The following is a 12,270-nucleotide window of genomic DNA, read 5'->3' on the forward strand; positions in this document are numbered from 1 at the left end:
CGTCATCCCAGCAGCACGCGGGGATCGGGGTCGTCGAGGAGCCGTTCCAGCAGTACTCGGTCGGACCATCGGTCGGCTGCCCACGCGAAGGCACGGGCCAGGCCCTCCGGCGAGTCCGTGGCGTGCAGGTCGCCGGAGTCGTCCCGCCACCAGGGCACCGGGGTTCCCGCGACGGTCAGCTCGTCGTGGATCACCACTCCCCCGGCGGGCAACGGGATGCCGACCAGCTCGGCGACCTCCACGACGGCGGGCAGCTCCGGCCACGGGGCGAAGCCGCTCTCGCCGTCGTCGTCGACCGTCGCGGTGGTCTCGTCGCTCGCCAGCGGAAGGTCGAGGACGTCGGCCAGCGCGGGCACGTCGGCGAGGTCGGAGGCGGCGACGAGGCGATCGGCGGGCCACGTCGCGAGCAACCACGGCGCGTCGAGCACCACTGCCTCGTCCGCGGGACACACGGTGCCCGCGAGGGTGCGCACGTAGTCGGGCGGCTCGACGTCGTCGGGTGAGACGGACGACAGCACGCTGTGGGCACGCAGCACCAGCCCGGCAGGCACGGCGCGCTCGGCGTCGGCCAGTCGCGCGCACAGCAGCTCGGCGTCGTCGGCCTCGGCCGGGTCGACGGCGAGTTCGGCACGAACGCCGACCGCCGCGAGCAGATTCTCGGGCAGCCCGACATCGGGGACGGGGTCGAACAGACCCGCGAGGTCGATCGCCGACGGCAGTCGCCAGTGTCGTGGCGGCCGTCCCGCCAGCAGGGCGTGGGTGGAGAGCCAGTCCCGGAGCCGGTGGTCCGGCGCGGTCAGCACGCGCCAGGTGTCCGGTTCGGAGGCGAGCAGTCGGATCGCGCGCGGCCACGCGTCGTCGTCGACGAGATCGAGGTCGGGCACGGGCGGCTCGTCGGCGTCCGGATCGGGTTCGTCGGGCGACACGGTGAAGGTGTCGCGGACGCCGCAGGCGACGAGCACCTCGCGCCCCCAGCCGCGGGCCGTGTCGGCGGCGAGCACGTCCAGCGGCGCGTCGTCGCCCAGCGCGTCGGGATGCAGCACCGTCGTCAGCGGGGAGTCCGGCAGCAGCAGCTCGTCCGCCCGGCGCGGACCGGAGGCGGTGGGCAGCGCCAACGCCCCGAGCCCCGGTGCGCCTCCGGCCACCGAGACCCAGGTCAGGACCGACTCCACCAACGGAGACACGTCGAGCCCCGCCAACGCGTCGTCCACGCTGCGGGCGATCGCCTCGACCACGGCGGGCGCTCGCAGCAGTTCCGCGGGTCCGGCCTCCACCGCGCCGAGGCGTCGCAGCAGCGGGTGCACCGCGTCGGGATGCGCGACGTGTAGGCCCGGAATGTCGAGGCCGACGACGGTGTCCTCGTCGGCGGAGTCGACGAGCAGCACCCCGCGCGCACCGGGCAGCGTGCGCCCGTCGGCGAGGGGCACGGGCAGCGCCCCCAGCTCGTCGAGCTCGGCCTCGCCACGGTCGACGGCGGCGAGGAGTTCGGTGTACAGCTCACGCCACCAGGACGGTGGTCGGTCGATGCCGCCGACGGCCTCCACGATCTCCCCGACGCCGAGGTCACGCGCCTGCACGACGTCGGCCGTGCGTGCCGCCGACCGACCGCACAGGGGTGCGGCGACCAACCCGGGCACCACGTCCGCCAGCAGCGTCACCAGCCGGGGCGCGTCGACGGTCGACACCCGCGCGCGGCGTCCCGGCAGCAGCGCGGAGTCGGCGGCGGAGGGCAACCAGGCGTCGTCGGTGAGTCGTGCGATCACGAGATCACGCAGGACGGCGTCGACGTCCGAGAGCGGGAAATGAGGCCGCGGCACGAGCGCAAGGCGATGGCCGGCGGGCAGCGCCCGGACCAACCCCGGGTACGCCTGCGCTGCCGTTTCCAGGGCGCGCACCACGTCGGGCGCGTCGGCCGAGGCCAGCACTCGCCGCCGCGACGGCTCCATCGGGACGGCGGTCGTGAGCAGCCGGGCAGGCAACGAGAGTCGCTCGTCCGTCGGGGTCGGGGTGTGCAGGACGTCCTCGGTGAGCGGACGTGGGCGACCGTCCTCGTCGATCGGGACGGCCCACGTGCAGCCGGCACCACGGTGGGTCAGCCACCGCGTGACCCCGCCGTCGGGGTCGGTGAGCACGACCTCGGCGCCGTCGTCGCGTCGGTGCCAGCGCCGACCCTCGACGTCGATCTCCACCAGCGACGGCAGCATCAGCAACACGTCGGCGGCCTCACGCTCCATCGCGGCGACGTGTTCCGCCGCGACGCGCGCACCACCCCGCACGGGCAGGCGCACCTCCGTGTCGAATCCCTCCGGCACCGGTGGCTCGTCGGCGGGCAGTTCCCACGGCAACCGCAGGATCGGGACCTCGTCGGCGTCCCACACCTGCCGGGTCCGGGTCTCGGAGAACGCCACCCCGCCCGTGCGCGAGACGACCCGAGGTTCGCTCGTCACGGCGAGGACGGCGGAGAACCCCACCCCGAACCTGCCGACAGTGGCCCGTTCCCCGGCATCGTCGTCCGGACGGCGCTCGCCGTCCTTCGCCGACGCACGCAGCGACGCCAGCGCCGCGATCCCTCTGCGGTCGAGCGGGGCACCCGTGTTGGCGACCCGCAGCTCCCCGTCGACGACGCGGACCCGCAGACGTCCGGGTTCGGCGGCCAACGCCGCCGCGTCCGCCGCGTTCTGGGCGAGTTCGACGAACACCCGGTCGCGGTAGGCACCGACCCGTAGGTCGCGTTCGGCGTGGGTGTCCTCGGTGAAGCGGGTCGGCGAGTCGCGCCAGGCGCGCAGCACCGCCTGCCGCAACGCGACGACGGACTCGTCGGGCGCGTGGTCCACTCAGGCGTTCGGGGTCGACTGGGACGGTGCCGAGGCGGGCTCGGCGGCCTCCGACGCCGGGGACTCGGGAGTCGGCTCGGCTGTCACGGTGTCCGGCTCGGGACGGCTGTCGGCGGCCTTCGCCGTGTCCTTCGCCGTGTCCTTGATCGAATCCACTGTCGGGTCCGCCTGCGTGGCTTGCGCGCCGGTCGCCGCCGCGCGCTCGGTGTCCGTGGCCGACTCGGGCGTCTCAGCCGTCTCGGCGGCAGTACCGGCGTCGGCGGCGGTGTCCTCGGTACCGTTCTCAGCGCCGCCCTCGCCGCCGTCCTGCTCCAGGGGCTCGGTGTCGAGCAGCGAGTCGTCGTACACCAGCTCCGCCACCGGAACCGACGAGCTGGTCTCCAACTTCACCTCGGAATGCGCGCCGCACCCGAACTCGGCGTGGACGACGTGACCGTCGGCAGGCGAGATCTCGTTGCCGCACACGCCGAACGCGTTGCGCAACGATCCCGCGAGCTGGAGGTAGAAACCACACGTGCCGCACGTGGCAGGAGCGCCGCGCGCCATGTCGGCCCGGGGACCGAACTCGCCGCGGTGCCACCGGGTGGCGGCCTCCTCGCGCCCGAGTCGCGACATCACCCGGACTCGGCCGAGGCCGATCTCGCGGGCCGCCTCCTCCGCCTCGGGGTCGTCGAGAGTCGCGTACGTGGGCGCGAGCCGTGCGTCGTCGGGCTGGGTCGGGAAGATGTCACCGACCCCGAGATCGCCCGGGCGGACCCGCCGCGCCCACGGCACCCACCGTGGAGCCACGATCGCGTCCGGCCCCGGAGTGAGCACGACTTCGCTGATCGTGACGGGCGCCTCCTCGTCGGCGGTCGCGACCGTCACCGACCACCGCCACCCGCGGTAGCCGGGAAGCGCCGACTCGAACAGGTGTGTGACCGCGAACGCGTCCTCGACGACGGCGCCCACGTAGTCGCCCACGTTGTCCGCGCCCGCGTCCTCCGCCGCCGCTTCACGTGCCGCCTCGACCGCATCGAGCAGCTTCCTGCGAATCGTGCCGTCGTCGTGCGTGAGCAGCAGCGTCATGCCTTCAATTGTGCAGCACCGAGGCACTACACCGAAGCGGTGGGTTCGTGCCAGGGTGGTGCCCGTGCGTCGAGTGATCAGTCTGACGAGCAAGGCCGCGGCCACCCTGTCGACCGTGGCTCTCACCGTCGCGTTGGGTACGGGTGCCTGCACGACCGGCGATGACGACACGTCCGACGAGACGTCCGCGGAGAACTCCGTGACCTCGGCCGCCACGGAGGCCGAACGCCTGACCGTCGAGGTCGTCGACGTCCTGCCGCACGATCCGACGGCCTTCACACAGGGCCTGGAGATCGTCGACGACACCCTGTACGAGGGCACCGGTCTGGTCGGCGAGTCCACGCTTCGGAGTGGCCCGATCGGTGGTGAGCCCACGGTGACGGTGTCGTTGCCCGCGCCCCTGTTCGGCGAGGGCATCACGGTGGTGGACTCCCGGATCTGGCAGCTCACGTGGCGCGACGGCGTCGCCATCGAACGCGACCGCGACACGCTCGCCGAACTTCGCCGGGTGACCTACGAGGGCGAGGGCTGGGGTCTGTGCCACCAGGCCGAGGCCGACCGGCTCGTCATGAGTGACGGCTCACCGACGCTCGCGTTCCGCGACCCGACCGACTTCTCGGTGCTCGGCAGCGTGGAGGTCACCGACGGCGGCGTGCCGGTCGACGAGCTGAACGAGCTGGAGTGCGTCGACGACACCGTGTACGCCAACGTGTGGCACAGTGACGACATCCTGCGCATCGACCCCGAGACGGGCGTGGTCACGGCGCGCATCGACGCCTCGGGACTGCTCACCCCGGAGGAGGCGGTCGACGCCGACGTGTTGAACGGCATCGCGGCGTTCCCCGACTCGGACCGATTCCTCGTGACCGGCAAGTGGTGGCCGAAGATGTTCACGGTGAGGTTCGTCCCGACCGGTCGATGACGCGCACCAAAACGCGCTGAGTACGGCAGGATTGGTCCATGCGTTCCGGTCGCAGCGGTAGGCGGAAGTGGACGCCCGAGCCGCGGGCGGGTCAGTCGCACGACCCCACACGCGGCCACCGGTCGACGCCACCGCCGACCAGGAGGTACCGCTCCGCCGACGCCGTCCCGACCGCCGACGAGGCCCCGACCGGAGCAGTCCCGGTGTCGCCTCCCCCGCCGCCTCGCGGCGCGCGCCCCTACGCCGGGCCGCCGCCGTGGCGAACGGGCCGCGGGGAACCCCCGTACGAGCACTACGACACCGGTGGCTATCCGCCGGGCCAACCGCGGGAGACGTTCGACCCCGAATCCGACACCGCGGCGCACGGGTTCGAGGGACCGCCGCAACCACGTCGGCTGCCGAAGAAGCTCACCGTCACCCGGGTCGCGGCCCTGCGCGGGCGCGAGTTGTCCGGACAGGCCGTGGCGGCCTTCCGCCGCGCCACCACCGCGGACGGGGCCGACAAGTCGGGGCTCACCTCCCTGACGTACGCGGTGATGCTCAACTACGCCAGTGACGCGGCCATGGCCGTCGCGCTGGCCAACACGCTGTTCTTCGCGGCAAGCAGCGGGGAGAGCCGAGGCAAGGTCGCCCTCTATCTGCTGATCACCATCGCCCCGTTCGCGCTGGTGGCTCCCGTCATCGGCCCCGCGCTCGACCGCATCCAACGGGGTCGCCGCCTCGCCATGGCCGTGTCGTCGGCCGGGCAGGCACTGATGTGCGTGCTCATGGCGTTGAACTTCGACAGTTGGGTGCTCTACCCCGCCGCGCTGGGCAAGATGGTGCTGTCGAAGTCGTTCATGGTGCTCAAGGCGGCAGTGACGCCGAGAGTGCTCCCACCCGAGATCACGCTGTCGAAGACCAATGCCCGGCTCGCCGTGTTCGGCCTCGCCGCGGGTGGCGTGTTCGGCGCGATGGCCAGTGGTCTGAACTGGGCGTTCGGGTCCGCCGGTGCGTTGTGGTTCACGGCGGTGATCTGCGCGGTCGGCGCCGCACAGGCCATGCGCATCCCGTCGTGGGTCGAGGTCACCGAGGGCGAGGTGCCCGCCTCGCTGACCGGGCAGCATCCCACGAAGGCCACGGGCAAGAAGCCTCGGCAGCCGATGGCGCGACACGTGGTGGTGGCGCTGTGGGGCAACGGTTCGATCCGGGTGCTCACCGGGTTCCTCATGATGTTCGCCGCGTTCGCCGTGAAGGCCGAGACCGAGACCAGCGGGCAGAGCGCGTTCGTGCAGTTGTTGCTGCTCGGGATCATCGGCGCCGCCGCCGGTGTCGGAGGCTTCCTCGGCAACGCGCTGGGCTCCCGGATGCACTTCGGCAAGTCCGATCAGGTGGTGCTCGCGTGCCTGGCGAGCGCACTCGCGGCCACCGTCGTCGCCACGGTGGTGGCCGGCATCGCCACCGCCGCGCTCGTCGGGCTGGTGGGCTCCACCGCGAGCGCGCTCGCGAAGAACAGCCTCGACGCGGTGATCCAGCAGGACATGCCCGAGGAGTCGCGGGCCTCGGCGTTCGGCAGGTCCGAGACCGTGCTGCAACTCGCCTGGGTCTTCGGCGGTGCGGTCGGCCTCCTGCTTCCTCCCACCTACTGGATCGGCTTCCTCGTCGTGTCCGGCCTGCTCGCGATCGGGCTCACACAGACCTGGCTGGTGCGAGGTGGCTCGTCGTTGATCCCCGCCCTGCGCTCCCGCTCGGCCGGACCCGCTCCGGAACCGACGCGGGGCGACTCGTAGTCTCGCCCCATGCGACGTTCAGTAGTAGCGCTGACGGCCGCCGGGGCGGCCGTGCTGACCGGCTGTTCCGCTCCGCACCCTCCCGAGGTGACCTTCTACGCCGACGGCGACAGCGTGCAGGCGCTACCGCTGAGCTACTGCGACGCGCTGCTGACGGCCTGCGACACCGACGGCGAACCCGTCACGCTGGACGCCCGCCCCGGTCAGCCCGTGCAGATCTCCGTTCCCGCCGAGATCGCCGAGACGCCATGGCTGGTGATCGTGCAGTCCGCCGCCCCCGACGGCACCTTGCTGCCGATGCAGCAGGAGGTGTTCACCGACGGCACCCGGCACGCCCACACCGTGGTGCCGGAGACGCCCGAGCATCAGCCGCTCGTGGTGGAGGTCCAGCAGCTCGGCGCCGCCTACGCCGTGGACGAGAACGACCAGCCGATCATGGACGAGCAGGGGTCGCCGCAGCTCGTCGTGCGCGGTGTCTGGTCGCTCCAGATCGACCCGGACTGACGCGACGGACTCACCCGTCGCCGGTGAGCATCCCCGCGCCGAACACTTCGGTGAAGATGCGCTCGGCGGGCACCCCGCGCCTGCGCAATCCTGCCCTCACCGACGCCATGAACGGGAGCGGGCCGCACAGGTACACCAGCGCGTTCTCCGGGAGCGGGATCTCGTCGACGTTCAGCAACCCCGGCCGTGCGTCGCCGGTCGCGCCCTGCTCGTACCAGCTCAACTGCTCGAAAGAGCGCAGCTGCGCGCCCGCGTGCGCGACGTCGTCGTGCAGTGCGTGCCGCTCGGGCGAGCGGTCGGCGTGGACCGCGACGACCTCGCGGAACGGCTGGGTCCGCCCGATGTGGTCCAGCATGCCCGCCATCGGTGTCACTCCGATACCAGCGCTGACGAGTACCACCGGGTCGTCACCCTGGTCCAGCACCACGTCTCCGGCCACCGGTCCGACCTGCAGGATGTCGTCTGCCGCCACTCGGTCGCACAGATGGTTGGACACACGGCCGTCGGGAGCGCCGTCAGCGCCCCGCACCCGGCGGACGGTGATCCGCAACGAACCCCGGCCCGGGCCCTGAGAAAGCGAGTACTGCCGGGGCTGACGACGCCCGTCCGGCAGCGTCACCGCGACGGAGACGTACTGGCCCGGCCGGAACGCCGGCACCGGGCCACCGTCGTCGGGCACCAGCGTGAACGAGACCGTGTCCTCGGCCTCAGCGACCCGCTTCGCCACCCGCCAGTCCCGCCAGGGCGACGTCGACTCGACCTCACCGCGTTGGTACAGCTGCGCTTCCGCGGCGATCAGGTGGCAGGCGCACAGCCAGTACACCTCGTCCCACGCCGCGCGCACCTCGTCGGTCACCGCGTCACCCAGTACCTTGGCGACCGCGCCGAGCAGGTACCTCCCCACGATCGTGTACTGCGCGGGCTGCACCCCGAGCGACACGTGCTTGTGCGCGACGCGCTCCGCGATGGGCGTGAAGTCCGCCTGCCGCTCGCCCACCAGGTACTCGGCGAACGCCACGACCGCCGCCGCGAGCGCGCGCTGCTGGTCGCCGTTGGCCTGGTTGCCGAGGTTGAACAGGTCGAGCAGTTCCGGGTGTCCGGCGAACAGGTCGGAGTAGAACTGCGTCGTGATCTCGGGCCCGTGGTCTCGAACGACCGGCAGCGTGGCCCGGACGATCTCGGCTGACTTGGCCGACAGCATGGCGTCCTCCTCTCAGCGTGCCCCGGTGTCCCCGGAGCTCCATCCGATGCTGAGCAGCACCGGCCCGGCGTCGTCCGCCACGAGGTCCGCCAGTGACACCTCGTCGAGGCTGCGCAGGAACGCGTCGTGGGCCCGGCGGAAGGCGGAGCGCAGCTGGCACTGGCCACGCAGCGGACAGGGTGGGTCGTCGCACTGCACGACCTCGTCGTCGGCTTCGAGCCGCCGCACGACGGTGCCCACCCCGACTCGCCGGGCGCCCGGTTCCAGCTCCACCCCTCCTCCACGGCCCCGGGCAGTGGCGAGCAGCCCCAGGCGCTGGAGCCGCTGCACCACCTTCGCCAGGTGGTGCCGGGGCACGGACAGCGCCGCGGCCAGCTCGTCGACCGTCCGGCGACCGTCCTTGGCGGCCGTGTACATCAACACCCTGAGCGCGATGTCCGTGGACCGGTTGAGCTGCACGCCGGGACGCTAACCCCGAAACCGGACTCCGCCGTACTCGTTTGTGATTGACGACTCCCCGAGTCCGCTTTACATCACAAAAAGGGCGGGCACCCGCGTGCCCGCCCTTGTCGACGATCAGGTGTGCGCCCCCGCGATCACGGGTCGAGGTCGCGCGCGACCGCCCGCATCACCTCGGCGATGCGCTTGGTGTTCCTGCGCTCCGGGTACCGCCCCCTGCGCAGGTCGGGCTGCACCTTCATCTCCAGCAGCTTGATCATGTCCTCGATGAGGCCGTGGAGTTCCTCCGCCGGGCGCCGCCGGGCCTCAGCCACCGAAGGCGGCGGGTCGAGCAACCGGACGGACAGGGCCTGCGGGCCGCGTCTGCCGTCGGCGACACCGAACTCCAGCCGCTGACCGGCCTTCAGCGCCTCGACACCCTTCGGCAGCGCAGACTTACGAACATAGACGTCCTTGCCTCCGTCCTGTGTGACGAAGCCGAACCCCTTGTCCGCGTCGTACCATTTGACCTTGCCGGTCGGCACTGCCTCTCACCGTTCCTTCGCTCTCCTGCAACGGACCCTGCAACTCGCACGGCCCCGCACGACGAACGCGCCCCAGGCGTACCCAGGACGCGCACTCCTTCAGGGTATCGCGCCGCACCCTCGACGGCGAGGGTGATTGTCCGGTTCGACCCGGCACCGTGGCCGTCGATGTTCACGGCAAGCGTCGGCCACCGACGACACCGCGCACGACGACCCTCCCGGGCCGACGCGCCTCTCGACTTCCACAAAGGACTCCTCAAGTGCCGAGTTCCCGCAGGCTGCCCTCTTTCGATCGCGACGCAGGTCACGCTCCGACGGATGGGTCACACACGCCGAGGCACGGCATCGGGGCCGCCTCTAAGATGACCTCATGGAAACCGCTGTTCCGAACAAGAACTCGACTGCCACGCGGAAGCCGTGGCTGATGCGGATCGGCATCGGTCTCTTCGCGCTCGGGATGCTCGCAGTCGTCGCGGTGTTCCTGCTCTTCGCGGCCGGCTACTCGGAACTGCCGGTCTGGTTGTCCGCCGCCGCCGGAGTGGTGACCCCACTCGGGTTGGGACTGGGACTCATCTCGCTGGTCCGCGAGCACCGTCGCGCCTGAACCCGACGTCGCGGTGCTCGGCGAGCCACGCTGGGAACTCCGTCAGCGAGTCGAGCACCACGTGCGCTCCCGCGTCGAGCAGTTGCGCACGATCGCACGGTCCGGTGGTGACGCCGACCGCGACCGCCCCGGCCGCCAGTGCGCCCCGGACGTCGCCCACGTGATCGCCGACGAACACGTGGGCGTCGTGTCGCGTGAGCGCCGCCGCTTTCTCCGTCGACCACAGCTCGCCCACGAGCGTGTCGACCGTCCAGCCCAGGGCCTGCACGTGCAGGTCGGCGTTGCGCGCGTACTTCCCGGTCACGACGAGTGATCGGGCACCGACCCGGCGGACCGCCTCCAGCGCCTCCGCCGCCCCCGGCAACGCCACCGTGCGCGGGATGACGATCTCCGGGTAGATCTGCCGGAACCGGGCCACGAGCGCGGGAATGCGTTCGACCGGAGCACCGAAGTCGCGCAGGACGTGGTCGAGTGGCGGCCCGAGATTCGCGGCGAAGTGCTCACCGTCGAACGGGAAGCCGGACTCGTCCGCGAGCGCGTTCATGGCCTCGACCATGCCCGGCCGAGGGTCGATCAGTGTCATGTCGAGGTCGAACCCCACGCAGGTGCCCACGGGCCCACGGTAGCTTCGCTCGACAGCGAGGGAAGACCCGTCCAGCCGATTGACACTGCAGCCCATTCTGTCAAGATCGAGCTATGGCGCAGATCACGAACCATGCGGATCGAGTTCGGGCATCGCTACGCGAACAGCTTCTCGACGCCACCACCGAGTTGTTGACCGAGAGCGGGTATGCCGGGCTGCGTATGGCGGACGTCGCGGCGGCGGTGGGCGTGAGCCGACAGACCGTCTACAACGAGTTCGGCAACAAGGCCGCACTCGTCCAGGCCGTGGTGCTGCGCATCCTCGGCGAGGTCACCGAGGGCATCCGACATCGGCTCGACGAGGCCGGCGACGTCCTCACCGGCGTCCACGCCGCCACCGTCTACACCGTCGAGCACGCGCGCAGGAACCGGTTGGTGGCCGCCGTCATGGGCGCACGCCCGGCCGAGGACCTGCTTCCCCTGATCACCACACGCGGGCAGCCCGTGCTGCACGCCGCCACCGATCTCGCCGAGGCGTACCTGCGGGAACAACTCCCCGACCTCGCCGATCCCCGGTTCGTCGCCACCACCATGGCCCGACTCACCCTCAGCCACCTCGTGCTGCCGCACGGCTCCGCCACCGACGCGGCCGACCACGTCCGAACCGTGGTGGCTGCCCTCCTCCGCCCCGACACGACGTTCCCTCCGAGCATCTCGACAGCACGCGACCGAAGGGACAGAAACCATGACCGCGACACCGGCCGAGCACCGTGACGGTTTCCAGTCGCTGCGCCGCGGCGGACTGAACTGGGACTCGTTCCCACTGCGCCTGTTCGTCAAGGGCAACCGCAAGTTCTGGAACCCGGCCGACATCGACTTCGGCGCCGACGCGGCCGACTGGCAGTCCCTGACCGACGACCAACGCCGCTCGGCCACCTACCTGTGCGCGCAGTTCGTGGCGGGCGAGGAAGCCGTCACCGAGGACATCCAGCCGTTCATGAAGGCGATGGCCGCCGAGGGCAGGTTGGGCGACGAGATGTACCTGACGCAGTTCTGCTTCGAGGAGGCCAAGCACACCGAGGTGTTCCGGCGGTGGATGGACGCGGTCGGCCTCACCGACGACCTGCACTCCTTCGTCGCCGAGAACCCGCATTACCGCGCGCTGTTCTACGAGGAGCTGCCCGCCTCCCTCGGCGTCCTCGCCGAGGACCCGAGCCCACGCAACCAGGTCCGCGCGAGCGTCACCTACCACCACGTGATCGAGGGCTCCCTCGCGCTGACCGGGTACTACGCGTGGCAGAAGGTCTGCACCGGTCTCGGCATCCTGCCCGGGATGCAGGAACTCGTGCGACGGATCTCCGACGACGAGCGTCGACACATGGCGTGGGGCACGTTCACGTGTCGTCGGCACGTGGCCGCCGACGACTCGTTGTGGGAGGTCGTGCAGCAACGCATGGGCGAGCTACTGCCGCACGCCCTCGGCATGATCAAGTGGGTGAACGAGCAGTTCGAGGAGAACCCGTTCGGCATCGACAACAACGAGTTCGTGCAGTACGCCGCCGATCGGGCGCAGCGGCGACTCGGCGCGATCGCCTCGGCCCGAGGCGCCGACGTCGCGGCGATCGACCTCGACCACTCCCCCGAGCAGTTGGAGGAGACCTTCGGCCGGGAGGACGAGAAGGCCTTCGCCGAGGCCGCCGAACGCGGCGCGTGAGACCTCCGTCGGCAGGTGAGGCGGGGCGTGAGCACCCTCACCTGCCGACGTCGGCAAGCTGTCGTTGACCACTGGTAGAAACGAGTCAG

The 12,270-nt window shown here is 71.3% G+C and carries 12 protein-coding genes; 6 read left to right on the plus strand and 6 right to left on the minus strand.

All coding sequences use genetic code 11. The features are described 5' to 3' along the window. Positions 1-2: 2 nt before the first annotated feature. Together JAV51_RS01650 and JAV51_RS01655 are read right to left on the minus strand one after the other, a co-directional pair. The gene (locus tag JAV51_RS01650; RefSeq protein ID WP_197318783.1) at positions 3-2,834 is read right to left on the minus strand and encodes a sacsin N-terminal ATP-binding-like domain-containing protein; all 2,832 of its coding nucleotides are present in this window, start codon (positions 2,832-2,834) and stop codon (positions 3-5) included. Further along, positions 2,835-3,902 carry a DUF3027 domain-containing protein gene (locus JAV51_RS01655; protein ID WP_197318784.1) on the minus strand — a complete coding sequence of 356 codons (1,068 nt, stop codon included), beginning with the start codon at positions 3,900-3,902 and terminating at the stop codon, positions 2,835-2,837. Positions 3,903-3,966: 64 nt separating this feature from the next. Between JAV51_RS01655 and JAV51_RS01660 the strand changes: the two genes are divergently transcribed. From JAV51_RS01660 to JAV51_RS01670, 3 genes are read left to right on the plus strand one after another with little or no spacing between them, the layout of a single operon-like run. After that, complete coding sequence (locus JAV51_RS01660) at positions 3,967-4,824, plus strand: glutaminyl-peptide cyclotransferase (RefSeq protein ID WP_374058961.1); 858 nt, start codon at positions 3,967-3,969, stop codon at positions 4,822-4,824. Between the two features lie 38 nt (positions 4,825-4,862). Continuing rightward, positions 4,863-6,593: an MFS transporter gene (locus JAV51_RS01665; RefSeq protein ID WP_197318785.1), complete on the plus strand. Its 1,731-nt coding sequence runs from the start codon at positions 4,863-4,865 to the stop codon at positions 6,591-6,593. Between the two features lie 9 nt (positions 6,594-6,602). Then, positions 6,603-7,097, plus strand: coding sequence for a DUF2771 family protein (locus JAV51_RS01670; RefSeq protein WP_005466417.1), 495 nt, complete (start codon positions 6,603-6,605; stop codon positions 7,095-7,097). Positions 7,098-7,107: 10 nt separating this feature from the next. Here JAV51_RS01670 and JAV51_RS01675 read toward each other — a convergent pair whose 3' ends face one another. The 3 genes from JAV51_RS01675 to JAV51_RS01685 form a co-directional block, all read right to left on the minus strand. Further along, positions 7,108-8,298 carry a globin domain-containing protein gene (locus JAV51_RS01675; protein WP_005441382.1) on the minus strand — a complete coding sequence of 397 codons (1,191 nt, stop codon included), beginning with the start codon at positions 8,296-8,298 and terminating at the stop codon, positions 7,108-7,110. A 12-nt stretch (positions 8,299-8,310) separates the two neighbouring features. Further along, the gene (locus JAV51_RS01680; protein ID WP_005441398.1) at positions 8,311-8,757 is read right to left on the minus strand and encodes an Rrf2 family transcriptional regulator; all 447 of its coding nucleotides are present in this window, start codon (positions 8,755-8,757) and stop codon (positions 8,311-8,313) included. Between the two features lie 137 nt (positions 8,758-8,894). Next, the gene (locus tag JAV51_RS01685; RefSeq protein ID WP_005466419.1) at positions 8,895-9,281 is read right to left on the minus strand and encodes a cold-shock protein; all 387 of its coding nucleotides are present in this window, start codon (positions 9,279-9,281) and stop codon (positions 8,895-8,897) included. A 370-nt stretch (positions 9,282-9,651) separates the two neighbouring features. Between JAV51_RS01685 and JAV51_RS01690 the strand changes: the two genes are divergently transcribed. Then, positions 9,652-9,885, plus strand: coding sequence for a hypothetical protein (locus JAV51_RS01690; RefSeq protein ID WP_040919269.1), 234 nt, complete (start codon positions 9,652-9,654; stop codon positions 9,883-9,885). On the opposite strand, the gene JAV51_RS01695 is transcribed toward JAV51_RS01690, so the two are convergent. After that, the gene (locus JAV51_RS01695; RefSeq protein WP_040919271.1) at positions 9,851-10,498 is read right to left on the minus strand and encodes an HAD family hydrolase; all 648 of its coding nucleotides are present in this window, start codon (positions 10,496-10,498) and stop codon (positions 9,851-9,853) included. The genes JAV51_RS01690 and JAV51_RS01695 overlap by 35 nt on opposite strands. Before the next feature lie 83 nt (positions 10,499-10,581). On the opposite strand from JAV51_RS01695, the gene JAV51_RS01700 reads away from it, so the two are divergent. Further along, a complete protein-coding gene (locus tag JAV51_RS01700; protein ID WP_005466423.1) occupies positions 10,582-11,241 on the plus strand; it encodes a TetR family transcriptional regulator in 660 nt (219 codons plus the stop codon). Then, complete coding sequence (locus tag JAV51_RS01705; RefSeq protein ID WP_197318786.1) at positions 11,213-12,181, plus strand: R2-like ligand-binding oxidase; 969 nt, start codon at positions 11,213-11,215, stop codon at positions 12,179-12,181. The genes JAV51_RS01700 and JAV51_RS01705 overlap by 29 nt, the downstream gene beginning before the upstream one ends. The last annotated feature ends 89 nt before the right edge of the window (positions 12,182-12,270 follow it).

The sequence above is a fragment of the Saccharomonospora sp. NB11 genome, from assembly GCF_015910535.1.
Taxonomy (GTDB): Bacteria; Actinomycetota; Actinomycetes; order Mycobacteriales; family Pseudonocardiaceae; genus Saccharomonospora.